The organism is Paenibacillus radicis (ex Gao et al. 2016) (genome assembly GCF_014641555.1).
GTDB classification, from domain to species: Bacteria; Bacillota; Bacilli; order Paenibacillales; family Paenibacillaceae; genus Pristimantibacillus; species Pristimantibacillus radicis.
Map to the genome: position 1 here is coordinate 115703 of NZ_BMHY01000008.1, position 21725 is coordinate 137427.

Sequence of the window (21725 nt, forward strand, 5' to 3'; positions counted from 1 at the left end):
GTAGTGGCAGAAGCGTATAAAAAAGCCGGCGTCGACATTGCGGCAGGCAATGAAGCGGTTGAGCGGATGAAGAAGCACGTCAAGAAGACGTTCCGTCCCGAAGTGCTGACCGACCTCGGCGGCTTTGGCGGATTGTTCGGCTTGAACAAGGACAAATACGAGGAGCCGGTGCTCGTATCCGGTACGGACGGCGTAGGCACGAAGCTGAAGCTTGCTTTTGCGATGGACAAGCATGATACGATCGGCATCGACGCGGTTGCGATGTGCGTCAACGACATTATCGTACAAGGCGCAGAGCCGTTGTTCTTCCTGGACTATCTGGCATGCGGCAAAGTCGTTCCGGAGAAGATCGAAGCGGTCGTAAAAGGGATTGCTGACGGCTGCGTACAGTCCGGCTGTGCGCTGATTGGCGGCGAGACGGCAGAAATGCCTGGTATGTACCAAGGTGACGAATACGATATCGCAGGCTTTACAGTTGGCGTTGTCGACAAGAAAAAAATCATCGACGGTACGACGATTGCTGCCGGCGACGCAGTTCTCGGCTTTGCTTCCAGCGGCATTCACAGCAACGGCTTCTCGCTCGTTCGCCGTCTTCTGCTTGAAGAATGCGGCTATGCGCTGGACCAGCGTCTGCCGGAGCTTAACGACGCCGTACTTGGTGACGTTCTGATCGAGCCTACACGCATTTACGTGAAATCGGCGCTGAAGCTGATTGAGCAAGTGAATGTGAAAGGCATGGCGCACATTACAGGCGGCGGCTTTATCGAGAACATTCCGCGCGTATTGCCGGAAGGCGTTAACGTCGACATCGAATACGGCTCGTGGCCGATTTTGCCAATCTTTCAGCTGATGCAGGACAAGGGCGAGATTACGAACCGCGATATGTTTACGACTTTTAATATGGGCATCGGGTTAATCGTGGTTGTTCCTGCCGAGCAGGCAGAGCAAGCGCTTCGCATTGCAGCTGAGCTTGGCGAGCAAGCTTACCGCATCGGAACCGTAACGGAAGGAAGCAAAATCGTTACGTTCACGGGAGCGGAAGTGTAATGGGAGCATTGCGGTTAGCTGTTTTCGCGTCAGGGCAGGGAACGAACTTCCAGGCTCTGGCCGATGCGGTGCAACAAGGAGGGCTCGATGCGACCATCGAGCTCCTTGTTTGTGATAAGCCATCCGCACCTGTTGTTGAGCGCGCGAAGAAGGCTGGTATAGAGGCGTTTGTATTCAAGCCGAAGGATTATCCGTCCCGCGAGGCGTATGAGACGGAGATTCTTGCGGAGCTGGAGCGCCGCGGTGTTGATTTGATTGTACTTGCCGGCTACATGCGTATCATTACGCCGGTGCTTGTGGAGCCTTATTATGGACGAATGATCAATATTCATCCGTCACTGCTGCCGTCATTCCCCGGCGTGAACGGCATTGGCCAAGCTTTGGAGTACGGCGTGAAGGTGACAGGCATTACCGTGCATTACGTTGACGGAGGGTTGGACAGCGGGCCGATTATTGCACAGCGCGTCGTTGAGGTGCTGGAAGGCGATACGGAAGCTTCGCTCGCCGAACGTATTCACGCGGCGGAGCAGCAGCTGCTGCCGCAGGTGACGCAACTGATCGCACAAGGTAAAGTCGAACTGAACGGCCGTCATGCAGCCGTGAGCAAGTAGCGTAATTCTTTATTAATCGATTCATCAGGGCTCCAATCGGAGCGTTAACGATAAACTACTTTTTAACTCATAAGGAGGATAATCGCGTGGCTATTCGCAGAGCGTTAATCAGTGTATCGGACAAGACGGGCATCGTAGAATTTTCTCGTGAACTTGCCAATCAAGGCGTGCAAATTATTTCGACAGGCGGTACGTTCAACCTATTGGAAAAGGAAGGCATTCCGGTTATCGGCATCTCGGACGTAACAGGCTTCCCTGAAATACTGGACGGACGCGTGAAAACTCTGCACCCGGCGGTGCACAGCGGCTTGCTCGCAGTTCGTGACGATGAAGAGCATCAGAAGGTAATGAAAGAGCTTGGACTCGACTACATCGATCTGGTTGTCGTCAACCTGTATCCGTTCAAGCAAACGATTGCCAACCCGGATGTTGCTTATGCAGATGCGATCGAAAACATCGATATCGGCGGTCCGACGATGCTCCGTTCGGCAGCGAAAAACCATAAGTTCGTAACCGTCGTTGTTGATGCTTCGGATTACGCTGCGGTTATCGAAGAAGTGAAGGCAAGCGGCGATACGACGCTGGAGACGCGCAAACGTCTGACCGCGAAAGTATTCCGTCATACAGCAGCTTACGATTCCCTCATTGCCGACTACCTGTCGAAGCAAGTGGGCGAGCCTCTTCCAGAGAGCTACACCGTTACTTATGAGAAAGTACAGGATCTTCGTTACGGTGAAAATCCGCATCAGAAGGCTGCCTTCTACAGCAAACCGCTTGCAGCTGCAGGCAACATTACGACGGCTGAGCAACTGCACGGCAAAGAGCTTTCCTACAACAATATCAATGACGCAAACGCGGCGCTTGCGATCGTCAAAGAATTCGACGAGCCGGCTGTCGTAGCGATTAAACATATGAACCCTTGCGGCGTAGGCATCGGTGCTAACATCCATGAAGCTTATCAAAAAGCGTACGCAGCCGACCCGACGTCGATTTTCGGCGGCATTGTAGCAGCTAACCGCACGCTTGGCGCAGAAACGGCTGAACTGCTTAGCCAAATCTTCTTGGAAATCATTATTGCACCGGACTTTACGCCTGAAGCATTGGAAATCTTGTCGAAAAAGAAAAATATCCGTCTGCTCAAGCTGGGCGAGCTGTCGGTAGCAGCAGCTGAGCGTCAGCCGGAATGGCTCGTGACGACTGTAGACGGCGGCATGCTTGTACAAGAGAGCGACGTTCGCAGCCTGACGGAAGCGGATCTGCAATTTGTTACAGACCGCAAGCCAACGGCGGAAGAGCTGAAGCAATTGCTGTTCGGCTGGAAAGTCGTGAAGCATGTGAAATCGAATGCGATCGTTGTCGTGAAAAACGATATGACGATCGGCGTTGGCGCAGGCCAAATGAACCGCGTTGGCTCCGCACGAATTGCGCTTGACCAAGCGGGCGAGCAAGCTGCAGGCGGCGTATTGGCGTCGGATGCTTTCTTCCCGATGGGCGATACGGTTGAACTGGCTGCCAAGCATGGCATTACAGCGATCATTCAAACAGGCGGCTCCGTGAAGGATGCGGAATCGATCGCAGCGGCAAACGCGAACAATATCGCAATGGTACTCACAGGCGTACGCCATTTCAAACATTAGAATAAAAGCTTAGCGGGGGGAGGCAACAAGCATGAGAATATTAGTCATTGGCGGCGGCGGACGCGAGCATGCGGTCGTATGGGCGCTGAAAAAAAGCGAGAAGGTCAAAGAAGTTTTTTGCGCTCCGGGCAACGCAGGTATTGCACAGTTGGCTGAATGCGTACCGATTGCGGTTAATAAATTCGATGAACTGGTGCAGTTTGCGAAGGATGCAGCGATCGACCTTGTATTCGTAGGCCCGGATGATCCGCTTGCCGAAGGCATCGTAGATGCTTTTGAAGCGCATCAAATTCCGGTGTACGGACCAAACAAAGCGGCGGCTGAAATTGAAGGCAGCAAAATTTTTATGAAAAATCTGCTCAAAAAATACAATATTCCGACCGCTAAGTATGAGACGTTTACCGATTATGAGAAGGCTTCGGCATACTTGCGCGAGCAAGCGATTCCGATCGTAATTAAAGCGGACGGTCTTGCTGCTGGCAAAGGCGTAACGGTTGCTTATTCCATGGAAGAAGCTGAGCGTGCTTTGCGAGAAGCGATGGTCGACAAGGTGTTTGGTGAAGCCGGCAATCAGATCGTTATCGAGGAATTCCTAGAAGGACAGGAAATGTCGATTCTTGCATTTGTAGACGGAGAGACGGTTCGCGCGATGGTTCCGGCACAGGATCACAAGCCGGTCTATGACAACGACAAAGGCCCGAATACGGGCGGCATGGGTACGTATACGCCGCTTCCGCATATTCCGCAATCCATTGTCGACGAATCGATCACCAACATTATCATTCCGACGGCGAAAGCGATGGTTAGCGAAGGCCGTCCATTCCGCGGCGTGCTGTTCGCAGGTCTGATGATTACGAAGGACGGTCCGAAAACGATTGAATTCAATGCTCGAATGGGCGATCCAGAGACGCAGGTTGTATTGCCGCGACTGGAAACCGAATTGATTGATATCGTACTGGCATCGCTCAACGGCAGGCTGGATCAGTTGGATATCGTATGGAAAGACGAAGCGGCTGTGTGCGTCATTGTTGCTTCGGAAGGCTATCCGGCGTCGTATCCGAAAGGCCGTGTCATTAGCGGTCTGGAAGCGGCAGAAGCGCAAGGCGCGCTCGTGTTCCATGCAGGAACAGCTGAGAAAGACGGCAGCATCGTTACAAACGGAGGACGCGTGCTAGGCGTCGTCGGCCGCGGCCGGGACATTGCCGAAGCTCGTGCTCGTGCATACGAGGCAGTCAGCGTCATTCATTTCGACGGCATGCACAGCCGGACGGATATTGCTGCGAAAGCGCTGAAAGGTCTTTAAGCTAAAAAGCGCGAGTGACAGGGGGGAAATGACCCTGTTACTCGCGCTTTTTTCAGTAATAGTGAAACAGGCACTGTCTCATACAGTTGGGGATTTACTTATGGGACAGCCTTTTAATGGAAGCCACCGGTTAAGTCAGTGGGTATGACTGCGGTCTTTGAATACCAGACCTGTTGTTTAACAATCTCATGTACGCTCTGTAAGAAACAATGCCTCAAACTTCGCTTTTCCTTGTTTTTCCACCCAGGTATTGAAATCCGTAAGTTCCGGGTATACCTTGCGCACAACAGAAATATCGACCTCGTGGCCTTCTTCGTTTAACCATTGAAACACGCCGGCCAAGATATCATTATGCTGGCGCAACGTTTCCAGCGGAATTTGAACGTAAGGGATGGTACGGTTGGTTATACGGCCTATAACATCGGCAATTTGCAAGGGTGTTAACTTGTCGCCAGCAATTTCGATAGTTTTACCCAAATAGTCAGCTGGGTATCTAAGTGCTAACGCGACGAAAGCGCCAATGTCGTCCACAGCTACGAGCGGGATTACTCCATCAGGCTTGAAGGCTTGTGCGATTGTTCCGTTTTGCACGCCGGCGGACATCGGGTCTGCGAAGTTTTCCATGAAGGTGGCGGGACGCAATATGGTAGCCGGCAAATCTAGTGAATGAATGTACTGCTCAATATCCCATTTCTGCATGTCGCGATATCGGGATTGCGCATCTGCACCACCAACAGATGTATAAACGAAGTGCTGGATGTTCGCCTTTAAGGCAGCGTCCGCTACAGCCTTCCCAATACGTCTTTCTTCGGCGTTGGATTCGAGAGTAGGGTCCCAGCCTGACGCCTGAACACTGAATACGCCATAAACCCTATGCATAGCGGCATCGAGCGAGGCAAGATCGCCCATGTCACCTAAAAAAAGCTCGGCTCCCAATTGGGATAATTTCAGGGCCTTATCGCTTGATAAATCGCGAACAAATGCACGAACCTTCCAGCCATCGGCGATTAAATGCCTAACGGCCGCACCTCCTTGTTGTCCGGTTGCTCCCAAAACCAATATCTTTTTATCACTCATATCACAGGCTCCTCTCTAAGCTTTATAAGACTATCTCTGCTTAAGCTAAAACGTGGCAGTTAAATAAGTCCTGTTGTTATTTTAAAACACTAACTATATAATTTAAAGTAGACACATTATTTTTATATAACTTCAAAAAGTAGACTAGCTTTACTTTAGTTAGGAGTGATTTCTGTGGATGTACGCAAAGAAGACGAACTATGCCTCATCTCTATTCGTGAAGCTCTGGAGGTTGTTCGTGGAAAATGGTCTTTTTTGGTGCTTTCCTTACTAAGTCTGGGTCCGCAACGATTTAATCAAATGCGAAGAAATTTGGACAACATCAGCATCAAGTCTTTAACGGATGTCCTGCGTCATTTGGAGCATTATAAAGTCATCAATCGTCAGGTGTTTCCTACCGTACCTGTAGCCGTTGAATACTCGCTAACGGATAAAGGACGGGAGTATATACCCGTGCTTGCGCAAATGCGCAAATGGGGTGAAAACTGGGGGGAACATCCGCAACTCGTCGATGGTCGCGAACATCGTTGCAGCACAAACAGGAGAGCACTGAAAAATTCTCCTAATCGGCAACTTTCTTGATTATAAAGAAGGTTGTCTATTTTTATTCGCGGCTGATGCCCGACGGGCCGAATACCGGAATCATGATACGTCTCTTTGAAGCTAAGAGAACGAAGGAGCAGGCTGGACGCTCCATTTGATTTGTGAAGGCGGCAGCCTTACACTATTTAGGTCAGTAGAAATCAATTTGGAGGTATCCTACCATGTACGCAACCGTTCAAAGCTTCATCCAAGACTATACGCAAGAATCAGCTTCAACACAACGGGTTTTTGACGCGTTGACGGACGAGTCTCTCGCACAGGCGGTCGCTCCGGGTTATCGGACAATTAGTCAATTAGCATGGCATTTGGCCGAAAGCGGCGGTATGCTGAGTTCCGCTGGATTCAACCTGGACAGACACTCCGGCCGTTCCGAATCCGCTGTTGCATTAGCCGAAGCTTACCGTGCAATCTCGCAGTCGATTATTCGCAGCGCAGGAGAAGTACTCACTGATGAGAAGCTCTCGGAGCCGCTGACTGTATTCGGCAAGCCATTCACTTATGGCTCGCTGCTAGGCATGTTTGTAAAGCATGAGGTTCATCATCGCGGTCAACTGACGATTCTGATCCGCCAAGCGGGAATACAGGCGCCGGGAGTATACGGTCCATCGAAAGAGGAATGGGCATTGAACGGAATGGAAGCTCCGCAATAACACAATTCTTATAATAAAAGAGCTGTGAACGGCATTTTGCGATGCCGTTTCCCGGCTCTTTTTTTGTATAAACAATGACTTGGAAAAAACTGCTGGAAGATGTCGAAAGCATGTAACTAATTTGTAACACCCTCTCTCTCTTATTCCGGTACTATGAAACTATCAACCGGGGAAGTAGAAAGGTGAATTAGGATGGGAAATAAACGTAGAAATCGTCGTCGTTGGCTAGCAGCAGCGGTCTTGCTTGTCGTTATTAGCATTATTATTGGGGGCTGCGGTACAGGCTTAGGCCTCTCAATAGCAGAAATTACAGGAAAAGTTGTAAAAGCAGATGAAACCGATCAGAATAACAGTAAACCCGGTGCAGTCGAACAAGGGGATCTTGTCGATTATCCGCGGCCGCCGGAAAAACCTGGCATCGAAAACGGAAATACAAGCAAGGGCGACGATCATACGGCACCACCATCCGAACAACCGAATGAACCGGGTACAACGAAACCGGATAAGGGACAGGGACATGAACCTGAAGCTCCGCCTGCGGAGCTTCAGCACAAGGATAAAATTATCGCGTTAACGTTTGATGATGGGCCGGATAAGAAGTATACACCGGCCATTCTCGATATTTTGAAGGAGAAAGGCGTAAAAGCGACATTTTTCGTCGTGGGCCAGCAGGTGAAGAAGGAACCCGAGGTACTGCAGCGAATTGTAGACGAAGGCCATGCGATCGGCAATCATTCCATGAATCATAAAAATATGGCCAAGCTCAATGCGGAGCAAATCCAACAAGAAATTGATGAAGCGGATAAGCTCATTAAAGAGGCTGTCGGTTTTAAGCCGAAGATGTTCCGCGCGCCATACGGCGCCGTATCGGATACGCTCAAGAGCATTTTGGAAGACGATGACCGTGAGTTAGTTAGCTGGAATATCGACACCCGTGATTGGGCGGGAACACCGGTATCGGAAATGCAGGAAATGATTCATAAGAAAGCAAAGCCTCACGCGATTATTCTTATGCATTCATTCGGCAGCAAAAATATTAAGCATACGGTGGAGATGCTTCCGCATGTTATTGATGATTTGAAGAAAAAGGGCTATACGTTCGTAACTCCTGATGAAATGGCGGGATAAGGAGGTTTATCGTTCCTTGAATATAAGCATGTTAGGCAGGGCGGCGCTTATAGCCGCCTTTCTGTGTATGTTTGCGACCGGTTGCAAGTATACCGCTGCCCCGGCCGATCTGCTGACAAAGCCGTCGCAGACAGCGGACAAGCAGGCATTAATGAAGGCGGTTGAAGCGGCAATGCCCGCGTATTCCAAGCTGACATTGCCGCTTCGCGATGATGGAGAGGGCGCGATTCGCCAAGTCGATCTGAACGGCGACGGTACGCCGGAGGCTATCGTATCGCTTTACAATGAATATAACGTTCCAGAGCTTGTGGTATTCCGGATGACATCGGGTGTCTGGCGCTCCTGGTTTATTATTCAGCAGCCCATGGCAAGGCAAATCGACTGGATTAAAATCGATGATTTCGACCAAAATGGCAAAGTGGAGCTTGCCATCGGCTGGGTAGGCTCGTTCGAAAGCCCAAGTCTGGCGGAGTTTTATTCATTTCAATCGAAGCCGGTACGGAATGAGGAAGGCAAACTGGTGCTTCAGCCGGTGGATTCTATTCCTTATGCGTATGCTGAAGTGGGAGACGTCGATGGAGACGGCAGGCTGGAAATTGCGATTATTCAAACGGACGGCTCCTATCAGGAGACGAGTCTGCCTTCTTACACGTTGAATCTGTACAATTGGGAAGGCGCTGAGCTGACGCTGTTGCAGCAGCTGGAATTGTATGACGGCGTCAATATGTACGACCGGATGATCATCGGCCGCGTCTCGCCGGAACAAAACGGGGTCGTCGTAGAAGCTTCTATGGGTGCACACTCTATGTACACAGCCATGTACGCTTGGGAGAACCGCCGTCTTCAGCTCGTTTATCCGAAGCTGGCGGCGTCAGCAGGGCCAGAGGATGTCGTCTTCACCGAGACGCCGGTCATGAGCGAGGATATAAACGGCGATGGAATTATCGAACTGATGCTTCCGAGACCGGCACCTGGTCAAGATGATTTATCTTATGCCGAAACGAAATGGATTAACGAATGGATGCAATGGGATGGTAAAGATGCCTTCCATAAGATGCTGGAGGAATATAGCGACTACAGCTACCAAATGCGTTTCCAAATTCCAAAGGCGTGGATGGGTCACTATACTGTCCGCGCTCCGGATAAAGGGGATAGCTACGCGATTGCTGCTTTTGAATATTGGAACGAGGAACAAGCCTATAAGGCAAAGCTGGCTGACATCTATGCGATCCCTCTTAAGAAACGGGAGGCATTCGAAGCGGACTGGAAGGCGAAGGGGCGAAGCTATTCCGTTCTGAAAGTAAAAGACGGCTTAGTCTATGCCGCCTCATTCGCAGACCCGCCGGAATCGATGTCCGAAGCGGATAAAGCAGTCTTTCTGACGATGAGGCTGGAGGACGGAAAGGCTGGCGAGTTGTTGCGAGTAATGGAAGAAGACTAGTTGTTCGATATAAACAAAAAGCAGGTGTGTCATGCGAATCTTATTGCTGGAGGACGAGGAAGCAATCCGCGGCTTCGTACGCATTAACTTAAAACGCAACGATATGGACGTCATTGAGGCAGATCATGGGGAGGCGGCTCTGGCATTGGCGGCAAATGAAGGGCCGTTCGATATTGCCCTGCTGGATGTCATGCTGCCGACAATTAGCGGTTTTGAGGTGTGTGAGCAGCTGCGCCGCCTTTATCCCGGCATGGGCATTATTATGTTGACGGCCAAATCCCAGGAAGAGGATAAAATATACGGACTGGAGCTGGGAGCTGACGATTATGTTCAAAAACCGTTCAGTCCGGGGGAATTAATCGCGAGAATAAAATCGCTTTATCGGAGAATGAAGCCTGTGGAAAGCTCTACGGCGGTTGTCCCGCTGGAAGGGGCAACAGAAGAAGGTCAGGCCAAGCCCACTGCCTTGCTGCCAGGGGCGGATACGGCTGCCGAGACGGCAGCGGCAGCGGTTCAAGCCGATAATGAACTTGTTCGCGGGCGCTTCCGGCTCACGTTTGCCGACCGCAAGCTGTGGAAGCATGAGGATGAAATCATCCTGACTCCGACGGAATGGACGCTGGTTAAGCTGCTGATGGAGCGGCAAGGCCGGAATGTGAGCAGGGATGACATTTTGACCGAGGTATGGGGACGCTATTATGTAGGCGACTTGAAGGTCGTCGATGTGAATATTCGCCGGATACGGCAAAAAATCGAGGACAATCCATCAGAGCCGGTCTTCATCGAGACGGTATGGGGACTTGGCTATCGATGGAATCGGAGCGATCGTCCATGAACAGCCTGAAAACAAGAATCGTATGGAGCTACCTGCTTCTAATCGTTCTCGTTGTATGTGTGCTTGGAGGCTTGTTCCTGACTTTAATATGGAATTATTACTATGGGAGCGCGCAAAGTTCGGTGAAGCAAAGGGCGATATATGCGCTGACGCAGCATAGCCGTTCGTTGGCTTCGTTGAAGGTTCACGACCAAGCTGATTATATGCTGCAATATATGGCTGAAGGAGATGTTCGCCTCCAGCTTCTCGACAATAATGGCAAAGTGGCTATCGACTCTGACGGTTTTGCCGAACAGGTGCAATATACGACCCCTGATGTGAAAACGGCGATGGACGGCTATAATGGCACTTGGCAGGGAGAGGACCCTTATTACAGGGAACGGGTAACCTCGGTTACGATTCCCATCTATAACGATACAAGAGTCGTCTCGCTGCTCCGCTATTCAGCTTCGGTCGAGCGGATTGACGATATGGTCACGCGGTTGACGCAGATGACCGCCATCGTCGGGGCTGGAGTCGTTCTGTTGTTTCTGGGTCTTAGTCTGTGGATGACGCAGCGGATCGTTCGTCCGATTCAGGAGCTAACGCGTGCGGCGCGTTATATGGCTGACGGAGATTGGACACGCCGCGCGGTCAAACGCAACAATGACGAAATCGGACAACTCGCCGAGACGTTTAACGTGATGGTCGTGGAGCTGAACAAGCGGGAAAAGCTGAAGAATGATTTCATCTCTTCAATCTCGCATGAGCTGAGAACACCGCTTACCTCGATTAAAGGATGGAGCGAGACGTTGAAGGGGAGCGAATCGGCGGTTGACGAGGAGACTTCGCTTGGGTTGAACATCATCAGCCGTGAAACGGATCGGTTGACAGGGCTGGTCGAGGATTTGCTCGACTTCTCGAAGCTGGCGGCAGGGAATATCGAGCTGCAGCCGGAAGTGCTCGATTTGAATAGTCCAGTGAGGGAAATGGTCCATCAGCTTGGGGTACGCGAGGAACAAACTGGCGTGAAGCTGATCGCAACCTTTGGCAAAAGTCCGATCTTCGTCTACGGGGATGCGAATCGCTTGAAGCAGGTCATTATTAATTTGATCGATAATGCATTCAAATTTACTTCAAGCGGAGGGTCAGTCCGAATCGCTACGACTACGTTTACCGATAAGGAAAACGAGAAGGCGTATGCGCAATTGACCGTTGCAGATACCGGAAGCGGGATTAGCGGGGAAGACTTGCCTCATGTAACGGAGAAGTTCTATAAGGCGAACACGGGACATGGAGGAAGCGGGCTGGGACTTGCAATATGCAAAGAAATCGCCGAGCTCCACGGCGGCGAATTGTTGATAGACAGCGAACGCGGAGCCGGAACGATCGTAACGGTAAAGCTGCCGGTTGTGAAAGAAGATTAACTTATTGGTTCGGTAAAGCTGGGACATGCTATTCTTTGTAGAACAGCATATCCCGGTTAATCATCACGTACAATACCGCGATGATTGCGCCGGCAATGAGCATGACGGACAGCCAATGATGGGTCAGCCACTCGATCCATAGGGGCATAAGACAGGTCACTCCTTTTCTTACAGGATAGGTGTGGCTTTAGTATGTCCAAAGTAAGAAATCTTGATCGACCTGTTGACAGCAGGTTTAGAGGAATGCTATTATGAGGTCAATTAATCATAGTATTCGGGTAGGAATTATAAATATTCACAGGCAGCATTAGTTTAGTTACCCACGGGTTGCGGGCTACGGGAGGTTATCGGAATGGAAAAACAATTGATACTGCGTCATGACGGTCTGGAGCTGGCAGCTACGCTTCATTATCCGAAGGACGGCGCTGGCAAAGAAAATGCCAAAAAACAAGCAATCATTATCAGCCATGGCTTCGTAGGCAGCCGCGTCGGTGTCGACCGGTTGTTCGTGAAGACAGCTAGAGCGTTGGCAGCCGAAGGCTCTTATGTTCTCCGCTTTGATTATGGCGGCTGCGGCGAAAGCAATGGAGATTATGGCGCGCTTGGATTTGAGAGTATGATCGACCAGACGCGTACCGCCATTGATTATATCTCCTCGATGGATTGCGTAGACCCGCAGCGGATCGTGCTTCTCGGTCATAGTCTGGGCGGCGCGATTGCCCTTATGACTGCTGTAAGGGACAGAAGGGTGAAACGGCTTATTTTATGGTCGCCCGTCGCCTATCCGTTTAACGATATCGTCCGCATTGTCGGCCGTGCCGGCTACGACGAAGCTGTTCAGCAAGGCGATACGGATTACTCGGGTTTTACACTTCAACCTGTATTCTTCGACTCGCTGCTGCAGCATCAGCCGTTCCAAGCCGCTACGAAATTTGGAGGCGAGGTACTTCTTGTACACGGTACAAGCGACGAACTTATTCCAGTGGATTACAGCTTCCTGTACCAGAAGGTGTTCTGGACGCGCAGCGAAGGACTCTGCGACAAAGAAATTATTTTTCAAGCGAATCACACGTACTCGAACCGCAAGCATCAGGAGGAAGCAATTCGGGTAAGCTCGAACTGGCTGGCTGGACTCGACCGGCAGCATCAGGAATGGCATCATTGGAGCATTTAATAAAAGCGAGACGGCGGTGCCAGCAGGCGCTGCTGTTTTTTTTGTCTCGTGTAGCAGACAATTATTTCTAAATGTGATTAAATGATAAATAGAATTAAAGCGCTACCGCGTGAATATGACGAATATAAGGCGGGAGAATGAATGAACAATCGAATGCAAGTTCTACGCAGGCTGACATCAGGAGCAGTAGTGGCTGCGATGATGGTATTGCTGCTCGCGGCATGCGGCCAAGGCGGCAAAGCTCCGAATCCGGATGTAGAAGTGACTGCAGATCCGACAGAGGCTCCAACGCCGGAATTGACACCTTCGCATCCTTTTACCGCTCCATTAACGGGTCTAGGCCGAGATACGGAAGCGGGCTCTCGTCCCATTGCGGTTATGATCAACAATTTGAAGCCTGCCCGTCCGCAGTCGGGATTAACCAATGCCGACATCGTATGGGAAGTGCTTGCAGAAGGCGGCATAACGCGGCTAATCGCGATTTTCCAAAGCACGGACAAGCTTACGGAATCCATTGGACCGATCCGCAGTATACGTCCTTATCTGATCGATATCGGAGAAAGCTATGGCGCAGTTCTTGCTCACGCAGGCGGGAGCAATGACGCCTATGCAATTTTGCAGCAGCAGAAGAAGCCTTATCTCGATGAAATCTCGAACGCAGGAAGCTATTTCTGGCGAAGCAAGGAGAGAAAAGCTCCGCATAACCTTTATTCCGATTTGGAGAAGCTTCGGAACGGTGCAGATAAGCGCGGTTATGCTAGCGACCGTTCGGTTCCTGTCTATACGTTCATTCCGAGCAGTCAGGACGGAGCCATTCCAGTATCAGCGGCAGCAAGCGCGGGTACAGATGCGACAAGTATTGAGATTGGCTTTACTTTGAAAAATTATAAAGTATCTTACGCTTATGATGCAGAAAGCGGTTTGTACCAGCGCTCCATCAATGGCGAGCCGCATATCGATATGAACAATAACGAGCAATTGAAAGCTGCTAATCTTGTTGTCTTAGGGGCAAGGCATAAAACGCTCGATAATGTGGGCCGGCTTGAAGTAGATCTCCATGCAGGAGGTTCTGCCATGCTGTTCCAGCAAGGCAAAGCGATCTCATGCGAATGGGTGCGCAGCAGCGACAATATGATTCGCATTCTGAAGGATGGAGCCGAGCTGCCATTTGTACCGGGCGTGACGTATTTCCATGTGGTGCCGAATACGCCGACTTTTGAGGATCATATCGTTTTTGGGTAAAATGATGCCATAACGGAAACACTCTTAACAGGTGAAGAGTGTTTCCAATTTGACGGGTTGGCGTTTCAACACGTCAATAGGAAAAAGCTGTAAGCACGCTCCTTCCGGGGCGTGTTTTTAATTTTTTGTAATGAAAAACGAAAAAAATAAAAGTTTTCATAAATCCTTTACATTCCCTTAACAAAACTAAAGTAAACTATGTTAAGATTATCTGGGCTCATTTCATGAAGCCTCAACATCCAGTCAGGTAAAGGGGATTACGATGTTTAAGAAAAAAGACATTTTCTTTAAAACGTTTGAGGAAATGGCAGACACCTTGGTTGAAGCAGTACAGTATTTTTCTAACGGTGTTTCTGACCTGTCGGATGTGACAGCTTTCGCTAAGGCGATGAAAGAATACGAAAGCAAATGCGACGTATACGTCCACACCATTCTCAAAGAACTGAACAAGACGTTCATTACCCCGATTGAGCGGGAAGATATAATGGCGCTCACGACGTCTCTCGACGATGTTCTCGACGGCATTGAAGCTTGCGCTTCGCGCTTCGAAATGTACTACGTTCATGAAAAGGACGAGTATATCACGTTGTTTGGCGATATTTTACTGCGCTCTGCAAATCAAATCAAAAAGGCAATCTACTTGCTGACGGAGAAAAAACTGCTTGCGATTCGCGAACCGAATATTGCGATTAACGAGCTGGAGAACCAAGCGGACGATTTGCTGCGCGTTGCGGTTAAGAGTCTGTTTGCGAATGTGAAAGATCCGATTGAACTGATTAAACGGAAAGAAATCTACGAAATGCTGGAGCAAACGACCGATTATTGCGAAGACGTAGCGAACACGTTGGAATCGATCATTATGCGCAACAGCTAACCAGATAGTAGAGAGTAGGAGTCAATTCAAATGGATTTAATGGTTCTATGTGTAGTCGTTATTCTTGCGCTGGGCTTTGACTTCATCAACGGCTTTCACGACACGGCAAATGCGATTGCTACGTCGGTATCGACGCGGGCGTTAAAGCCGCGCGTCGCCATTATGATGGCGGCTGTCATGAACTTTGTAGGCGCTTTGACCTTTACTGGCGTAGCGAAAACAATCGGCAGCGGCGTCGCCAATCCGGCTGAGCTTACCAACGGCGTTGAGATCGTCATTGCCGCACTAGTGTCCGCCATTGTATGGAATCTCATCACTTGGTGGTTCGGTATTCCTTCTTCCTCTTCCCATGCATTGATCGGCTCGCTTGCCGGAGCCGTTATTGCCGGAGCAGGTACGGACTCGATTAACAGCAGCGGATTGCTCGATATCGTCAAAGCGCTGCTAATATCTCCGCTTATCGCGTTTGCGGCAGGCTTTATCATCATGTGGATTCTGAAACGGATTTTTGCCCGTTCCAGCCCGCATCAGGTGAATAAAGGCTTCCGCTTCGGTCAGATCATCACAGCTGCATTCCAGTCGTTCTCGCACGGAACGAACGATGCGCAAAAGGCGATGGGTATCATCACTTTTGCATTGGTAGCAGCAGGGATTCAAGAAACGATGGACGTTCCGCTGTGGGTTAAGCTGTCCGCTGCGCTTGCAATGGCGCTGGGCACTTCGGTCGGCGGATGGAAAATCATTAAAACGATGGGCACGAAGATTTTCAAAATCGAGCCGATCAATGGCTTTGCCGCCGATATTGGCTCGGCCGCCGTTATTTTAACCGCGACATTGATTCATTTGCCGGTAAGTACGACGCATGTTATTACGTCTTCGATTCTGGGCGTGGGCAGTGCGAAACGCTTCTCCAGCGTTCGCTGGTCGGTCGCTGGCCGTATCTTCGTCGCTTGGATTATTACGATTCCGATTACTGTCTTTATGGCTTATGCTGTTTATTGGGTTATCGATAATGTGTTTTATTAATAGCTGATTGGAGGCTGCCGGGAGTTCCGGCAGTCTCTTTTATTTGTGGACTGCGTGGCTTGGGGGGCGCTGTGCGTTCCAAGTGAGCTGTGCGTTCCAAGTGAGCTGTGAGTTCTAGGTAGACTGCGCTTTTTTGGGCTGCTGCCAGTTCCGGGGTCGCTGCGCGTTTTGGTTCATGCCGTCGTTCTTGATTCCATTTTTCCCATCGCTTACACGATGATTAATGGATAGAACCTTCGAAAAGTCGTCCTGAACTCAAAACGCTCCGCTTACCCTAAGCGCACACAACAGAAGACCACACAAGAAGTACCGAACAGAACCAACCATAAAAAGCAGGACAATAGAACGCTACGGGCAATCCCAGATCCAACTGATACAGCATATATAATGTACAGCCTAGACACACCAACACCCAGCCAGCAGATCCAGCAAACCCAGCAAACCCAACAGATCCAGCAGATCCAGCAAACCCAGCAAACCCAGCAAACCCAGCAAACCCAGCAAACCCAGCAAGGACACCCAACACAATGAACACAACAGGTCATACAGGAAATACCAGCATATCGATACCCAACAGGGATAGGACAGATAGCACACGTTTCGCGAGTTGACTACAGCGAACCGTCTTCGCTAATTAGCGAAGAGAGGTTCGCAGATTTTACTTAAAAACGTACAGAGCAGGGCAGTGCTTGAGCATTAGCGAAGAGAATTTCGCTGTTGGAGAAGCAAGGTTCTCGAAGAGCGAAGTTTAGTTCGCTGTAGCCCTTTCCGCCATCAGTTTGCGTGGGCGCAGCGAATTTTGATTCGCTGTTTTGCGAATCAGGTTCGTTATGGGGATTGCCCATCATGCGAGTGGAAGAAGAAAAACGAAAAGACGCAAGCCAGTTGGCTTGCGTCCTTCATCGCGGAGCAGACGATTGTTACAGCTTCTTCTTCACTGACTTCCGTTTGCGCTGTCCCTTTGGGGCACCAGTACGTTTGCGTCTGCGCTTGCGCTTCTTTGGAATAAATTCATCGGACTCGTCGGAATCATCACTCGATTTCTTGAAGGAGCCCATCAGCACTTTGACCATCGGCGCCATTTGTGACACAGTGGACACGACCTTCTGCACCTTGGTGACGGTATTCAGGATGCCGTCGATGCCGCCGAGGCGGTCGACAAAGCCCTTGATGTCACCCAGCTTATCGAGGGAGAAGAGCCCCCCTTTTGCAGGAGCTTCGGTCTTTTCGACCAGTTCGGCGGCCGTTGCCGGAACGACGACGGGTGCCAGCGATTCCTGTATTTGAGCAGCCGAAGCGGGCGGGTCAATCTCCTGGGTCACGCCGAACGTCTTGGAGAGGCTTGATAAGCCTTCGCTCTTGTTGGTCAGCGCCTGGCGGTGATGGCCGCCGTGAGGCGAGTGCGGCGGATAGTAGTGCTGCGGATAACCGCCGCCGTTGTTGTTGCGGTAGTTCACGCGGATCACAACCCTTTTCTCATTGTATGTTCTGCTTAATAGCAGTCTATGGGATAGGCGAACATACGGATTGGACGATTGTCACGGGTCATGAATAAAAAATCGGGATAGCAGCCCTGTCTCCCTGATAAGAGACTCTTCCGTCCTGTAAAGCGTCGAAACGGTAATGCTTGAAAAAATGCCCTAAAAAAGTTACAATGTGAGCAATAACTTATAGGAAAGTAGTGGATTTGCATGCAGCTTAAAAAGCTTAACGATAAAGCGATCGACCAGTTGTTCGAAGCGGTACTAACGTTGAAATCGGTGGAGGAATGTTACGTCTTTTTTGACGATCTATGCACAATCAACGAAATCCAGTCGCTGTCTCAGCGGCTTGAGGTTGCGCGCATGCTCGGCAAAGGCAGCACCTACAACCAGATCGAGGCGGAAACCGGCGCTAGTACGGCTACGATCTCGCGGGTGAAGCGTTGTTTGAATTACGGCAACGACGGGTATAAAATGGCACTAGAGCGTTTGGGACGATAAAACCATGAAGCCTGGCATACTTGTTATTAGCCATGGCTCGCGGGAAGCGGAGTGGGTAAAGCTTGTAGATGAAGCGGTGGCTGCCGCCGTTTCAATGCCTTCTCTCACCGGTGTGCCGGTTTATTCGTCGTTTCTCGAAATTGTAGAGGGACGGCTCATACAAGACGGCATCGATGCGCTGGAAGCGCAAGGTGTAACGGAACTGTTCGTGCTTCCGTTATTTGTCTCGTCCGGCAGTACGCATGTTGATGAGATCGGGCAAGCCTTCGGACAGCCGCCGATATCGGAGCTGGAAGGTGACCTGGGAACCTTCCGCGTAATGCAAGCCAATATTCATATCGGTCAACCGATCGATGAGGACGAAGAAATTGTGGAACTGCTGCTGTCGAATATATGGCCTTTATCCGCATCTGCGGACCGTGAGACGCTGCTGTTAATCGGCCATGGCAGCAAGGAACCAGTATTTCACGAGCGATGGCAGCAAGGGCTGAACCGGCTTGCGGAACGGCTGCGAGAGCTTGGCGGCTTCGCACATGCGGCGACAGCCATGCTGCTGCCGGATCAGGCTGCGGAACGTATGAGGGAGCTTCAACAGAAAAGACCGGATGAAGCGGTAATTGTTGTGCCGCTATTTTTGAGTAAAGGATATTTTACGAATACCGTCATTCCGAAACGGCTGTCCGGACTGGACTATCGCTATAACGGTGAAGCGATGCTGCCGCATCCCGCTGTTGCGCGTTGGATAGAGAGACGGATTTCTACCTGGCTCGAGCAGCTTGGGGCAACGAAACGGTATTCGTAGTGGGGGCTTTATTTTATGGTGAATAAAAGAGCGAGATTAATTTATAACCCGACATCGGGACGGGAAGAGATGAAGCGCCGGCTGCCGGATATTCTGCAAAAGCTAGATCAGGCGGGTATAGAAGCGAGCTGCCATGCGACAACAGGCGAAGGCGACGCGACACTAGCGGCTGCTGAAGCCGTAGAGCGTGGTTACGACATGATTATAGCGGCCGGAGGTGATGGCACGCTTTATGAAGTCATCAATGGTTTGGCGGAAAAGCCTAACTTGCCGCCGCTCGGCATTTTGCCTTTAGGCACGACGAATGATTTTGCCCGCGCGATGGGAATCCCCCGGCATTGGGAATATGCCTGCGATCTGATCATTCAGCAGTATACGCGGCCGATCGATGTGGGGAAGGCAAATAATCGTTATTTCATTAATATTGCCGGCGGCGGATCGCTGACGGAGCTGACTTATGACGTTCCAAGCAAGCTGAAGACGATGATCGGGCAGTTGGCCTATTATATGAAGGGGCTGGAGAAAATGACCCGTCTTCGCCCGACGCAGCTTAGCTTCGAGGCGGCAGGCGTTGGGGGATTTGACGGGGAGTTTATGCTGTTCCTCATCTGCAACAGCAATTCGGTTGGCGGGTTTGAGAAGCTCGCACCGGATTCCAAGGTGGATGACGGATTATTTGATGTCATTTTGCTGAAAAAATGCAATTTGGCGGAATTTATCCGGCTAGCGACGATGGCGCTGCGTGGCGAGCATTTGAATGATTCGCATTTCATTCATTTTCGGACGAGTGAGTTGAAGGTAACGACACCTGATTATGTACAGATTAATCTGGACGGGGAATATGGCGGCCGACTGCCGTTTACATTCTCGGTGTTGCCGTCGCACTTGCAGATCTTCACCGATGAGACAGGCATATCGACGTACCGTTAATTGAGCGTGATGAATAAACCTTTGTAGGCAGGCTGCGCCGGGTGGCGATTGGCTGCTTATGGAGGTTTATTTCTTTTTGGAGATGGATTACACTAGAGGGATAAAGCATGAGGAACGGAGATTGTTGGGATGAACAGAAGAGGCAATAATGGCAGAGGACAAGCAGGCGGCGGAGCTCGAAGACAGACGGGGAGCGGCGGCAGAGCTGGTGTCGGGAACGGAACCGGGAATAAGAGCGGGACGAATGTAAAGGACAAAATCCGTGAAGATGCGCCGTTTCAGAAAAATGAAGAGGTAACGGTCGATATTATCGGATTGACCCATGACGGCGAAGGTGTCGGACGAGCGGACGGATTTACCTTGTTCATCCAAGGTGCTTTGCCTGGCGAACGAGTGCGGGCGAAAGTCATGAAAGTGAAGAAACAATATGGCTACGCTCGGCTAGAGGAGCTGCTGACGGAGAGCAGCGACCGTGTTGAGCCGCCTTGCGATATTTTCGACAAGTGCGGGGGCTGCCAGCTGCAGCACTTCGATTACCCGGCTCAGTTGGAGTGGAAAAGACAGCATGTGATCGATTCATTGGAGCGGATCGGCAAGCTGCAGGTAGCGGGAGGAAAAGCTGCTGCTGCGGGTGGTGAAGATCGCGCATCTAGCGAGGGAATAATCGTGCATCCTACCGTGGGAATGGCAGAGCCTTGGCGCTACCGGAATAAAGCGCAGGTGCCTGTTGGTGCAAGCGGCGGAGCTGGCGGCGAACTGATCGCTGGCTTTTATGCGCGAGGCAGTCATCGGATTATTGATATGGACGACTGTCTGATTCAGCATGACCGCAATGACGAGGTCGTGCGTGTCGTGAAGACGATCGGTCGAGACCTTGGTGTATCGGCTTATGATGAAGAAAGCGGAAAAGGACTGCTTCGCCATGTGATGGCGCGGACAGGTTTTATCACCGGTGAAATTATGGTTGTGCTTGTCACAAACGGTACGAAGCTTCCGCAGGCGGAGGAATGGATCAAGCGAATCCGTGAGGCGCTTCCGGCTGTGAAGAGTATTGTGCAGAATGTGAACAAGAAGGATACGAACGTCGTTTTTGGCGACGAGACGCGTGTATTATGGGGCAGTGAGGTCATCTATGATGAGCTCGACGGCATCCGTTTCGCAATCTCCGCACGATCATTCTACCAGGTGAACCCGGCGCAAACGGTAGAGCTGTACCGCAAAGCAGTAGAGTACGCGGGACTGACTGGCACGGAGTCAGTTATCGATGCTTATTGCGGAATCGGCACGATTTCGTTGTTCCTAGCGCGCCAAGCAGGTCATGTGTACGGTGTTGAGATTGTGCCGGAAGCGATTGAGGATGCGAAGCGAAATGCGGAGCTGAACGGCATCGCAAACGCTGCGTTCGAAGCAGGTCCGGCGGAGGTTGTCATTCCTCGCTGGCGCAAGGAAGGCATCGTCGCCGATGTCATCGTCGTTGACCCCCCGCGCAAGGGCTGTGATCCGGCGCTGCTTGATACGATTCTGGCAATGAAGCCGGAGCGCGTCGTCTACGTGAGCTGCAACCCGTCGACGCTAGCGCGTGATCTGCGCGTGCTGGAGGACGGCGGTTACCGGACGGCGGAAGTGACGCCGGTCGATATGTTCCCGTGGACCGTTCATGTGGAGAGCTGTGTGTTGCTCATAAGAGAATAGCAAGAGCCGCATTTACCTGCATAAAAGTCGAGGTCATTACGCCTGATGAAACATTCCTGGCGCTCACCGATAACGGAACAAAGATGCTGGATAACTCGCTTGTCCCAGTCGCCTATGAAGCCGGGAAAAGGCAAGCGCAATATGAAAGCAACCGGATTCGTGGCTTCTGGAGTCATTGAGAGCCCAGCGATGCAATGTCGAGTAGATGGCGTCATAATGTAAAATAGCGGCGTAGGGGCAGTTCCCTTACGCCGCTATTTTTCTG

At 50.9% G+C, this 21725-nt stretch carries 20 protein-coding genes; 18 read left to right on the forward strand and 2 right to left on the reverse strand.

What is annotated here, in order from left to right:
• Nucleotides 1–3: 3 nt before the first annotated feature.
• The 4 genes from purM to purD all read left to right on the forward strand — a co-directional run bounded on the left by purM (nucleotide 4) and on the right by purD (nucleotide 4598).
• On the forward strand, nucleotides 4–1047 hold the full coding sequence (purM, locus tag IEX98_RS19585) for a phosphoribosylformylglycinamidine cyclo-ligase (RefSeq protein ID WP_188890888.1): 1044 nt from the start codon (nucleotides 4–6) through the stop codon (nucleotides 1045–1047).
• Entirely contained in the window at nucleotides 1047–1658 is a 612-nt protein-coding gene (gene purN, locus IEX98_RS19590) for a phosphoribosylglycinamide formyltransferase (RefSeq protein ID WP_188890889.1), read from the forward strand. The genes purM and purN overlap by 1 nt, the downstream gene beginning before the upstream one ends.
• An 86-nt stretch (nucleotides 1659–1744) precedes the next feature.
• Nucleotides 1745–3295: a bifunctional phosphoribosylaminoimidazolecarboxamide formyltransferase/IMP cyclohydrolase gene (purH, locus tag IEX98_RS19595; RefSeq protein ID WP_188890890.1), complete on the forward strand. Its 1551-nt coding sequence runs from the start codon at nucleotides 1745–1747 to the stop codon at nucleotides 3293–3295.
• 31 nt (nucleotides 3296–3326) lie between these two features.
• On the forward strand, nucleotides 3327–4598 hold the full coding sequence (purD, locus tag IEX98_RS19600; protein ID WP_188890891.1) for a phosphoribosylamine--glycine ligase: 1272 nt from the start codon (nucleotides 3327–3329) through the stop codon (nucleotides 4596–4598).
• A gap of 186 nt (nucleotides 4599–4784) precedes the next feature.
• Here purD and IEX98_RS19605 read toward each other — a convergent pair whose 3' ends face one another.
• On the reverse strand, nucleotides 4785–5675 hold the full coding sequence (locus tag IEX98_RS19605; protein WP_188890892.1) for an NmrA/HSCARG family protein: 891 nt from the start codon (nucleotides 5673–5675) through the stop codon (nucleotides 4785–4787).
• 174 nt (nucleotides 5676–5849) lie between these two features.
• Between IEX98_RS19605 and IEX98_RS19610 the strand changes: the two genes are divergently transcribed.
• The 10 genes from IEX98_RS19610 to IEX98_RS19655 all read left to right on the forward strand — a co-directional run bounded on the left by IEX98_RS19610 (nucleotide 5850) and on the right by IEX98_RS19655 (nucleotide 16054).
• Nucleotides 5850–6257, forward strand: coding sequence for a winged helix-turn-helix transcriptional regulator (locus IEX98_RS19610; RefSeq protein ID WP_188890893.1), 408 nt, complete (start codon nucleotides 5850–5852; stop codon nucleotides 6255–6257).
• Nucleotides 6258–6439: 182 nt separating this feature from the next.
• Nucleotides 6440–6928, forward strand: coding sequence for a DinB family protein (locus IEX98_RS19615; RefSeq protein ID WP_188890894.1), 489 nt, complete (start codon nucleotides 6440–6442; stop codon nucleotides 6926–6928).
• A 192-nt stretch (nucleotides 6929–7120) separates the two neighbouring features.
• Nucleotides 7121–8056, forward strand: coding sequence for a polysaccharide deacetylase family protein (locus IEX98_RS19620; protein WP_188890895.1), 936 nt, complete (start codon nucleotides 7121–7123; stop codon nucleotides 8054–8056).
• A gap of 16 nt (nucleotides 8057–8072) precedes the next feature.
• Nucleotides 8073–9497, forward strand: a complete 1425-nt coding sequence (locus tag IEX98_RS19625) for a hypothetical protein (RefSeq protein WP_188890896.1) — start codon at nucleotides 8073–8075, stop codon at nucleotides 9495–9497.
• Nucleotides 9498–9528: 31 nt separating this feature from the next.
• Nucleotides 9529–10332, forward strand: a complete 804-nt coding sequence (locus IEX98_RS19630; RefSeq protein ID WP_188890897.1) for a response regulator transcription factor — start codon at nucleotides 9529–9531, stop codon at nucleotides 10330–10332.
• Nucleotides 10329–11738, forward strand: a complete 1410-nt coding sequence (locus IEX98_RS19635) for a sensor histidine kinase (protein WP_188890898.1) — start codon at nucleotides 10329–10331, stop codon at nucleotides 11736–11738. The genes IEX98_RS19630 and IEX98_RS19635 overlap by 4 nt, the downstream gene beginning before the upstream one ends.
• Nucleotides 11739–12090: 352 nt before the next feature.
• Nucleotides 12091–12912, forward strand: coding sequence for an alpha/beta hydrolase (locus IEX98_RS19640; protein WP_188890899.1), 822 nt, complete (start codon nucleotides 12091–12093; stop codon nucleotides 12910–12912).
• 141 nt (nucleotides 12913–13053) lie between these two features.
• Nucleotides 13054–14154 carry a DUF3048 domain-containing protein gene (locus tag IEX98_RS19645; RefSeq protein ID WP_229692275.1) on the forward strand — a complete coding sequence of 367 codons (1101 nt, stop codon included), beginning with the start codon at nucleotides 13054–13056 and terminating at the stop codon, nucleotides 14152–14154.
• A gap of 262 nt (nucleotides 14155–14416) precedes the next feature.
• Entirely contained in the window at nucleotides 14417–15028 is a 612-nt protein-coding gene (locus tag IEX98_RS19650) for a DUF47 domain-containing protein (protein WP_188890900.1), read from the forward strand.
• A gap of 30 nt (nucleotides 15029–15058) precedes the next feature.
• A complete protein-coding gene (locus tag IEX98_RS19655; RefSeq protein WP_374705366.1) occupies nucleotides 15059–16054 on the forward strand; it encodes an inorganic phosphate transporter in 996 nt (331 codons plus the stop codon).
• A 920-nt stretch (nucleotides 16055–16974) separates the two neighbouring features.
• Here IEX98_RS19655 and IEX98_RS19660 read toward each other — a convergent pair.
• Nucleotides 16975–17520 (reverse strand): hypothetical protein, encoded by a 546-nt coding sequence (locus tag IEX98_RS19660; protein WP_188890901.1) that lies wholly within the window; start codon nucleotides 17518–17520, stop codon nucleotides 16975–16977.
• A gap of 225 nt (nucleotides 17521–17745) precedes the next feature.
• Here IEX98_RS19660 and IEX98_RS19665 point away from each other — a divergent pair, with 225 nt between their 5' ends.
• From IEX98_RS19665 to rlmD, 4 genes are all read left to right on the forward strand, one after another.
• Nucleotides 17746–18036, forward strand: a complete 291-nt coding sequence (locus IEX98_RS19665) for a YerC/YecD family TrpR-related protein (RefSeq protein WP_042167158.1) — start codon at nucleotides 17746–17748, stop codon at nucleotides 18034–18036.
• A 4-nt stretch (nucleotides 18037–18040) separates the two neighbouring features.
• Nucleotides 18041–18838, forward strand: coding sequence for a sirohydrochlorin chelatase (locus IEX98_RS19670; protein WP_188890902.1), 798 nt, complete (start codon nucleotides 18041–18043; stop codon nucleotides 18836–18838).
• A 15-nt stretch (nucleotides 18839–18853) separates the two neighbouring features.
• Nucleotides 18854–19768: a diacylglycerol kinase gene (locus IEX98_RS19675; RefSeq protein ID WP_188890903.1), complete on the forward strand. Its 915-nt coding sequence runs from the start codon at nucleotides 18854–18856 to the stop codon at nucleotides 19766–19768.
• A gap of 129 nt (nucleotides 19769–19897) precedes the next feature.
• Nucleotides 19898–21460 (forward strand): 23S rRNA (uracil(1939)-C(5))-methyltransferase RlmD, encoded by a 1563-nt coding sequence (gene rlmD / locus IEX98_RS19680; protein ID WP_188890904.1) that lies wholly within the window; start codon nucleotides 19898–19900, stop codon nucleotides 21458–21460.
• Nucleotides 21461–21725: the final 265 nt, after the last annotated feature.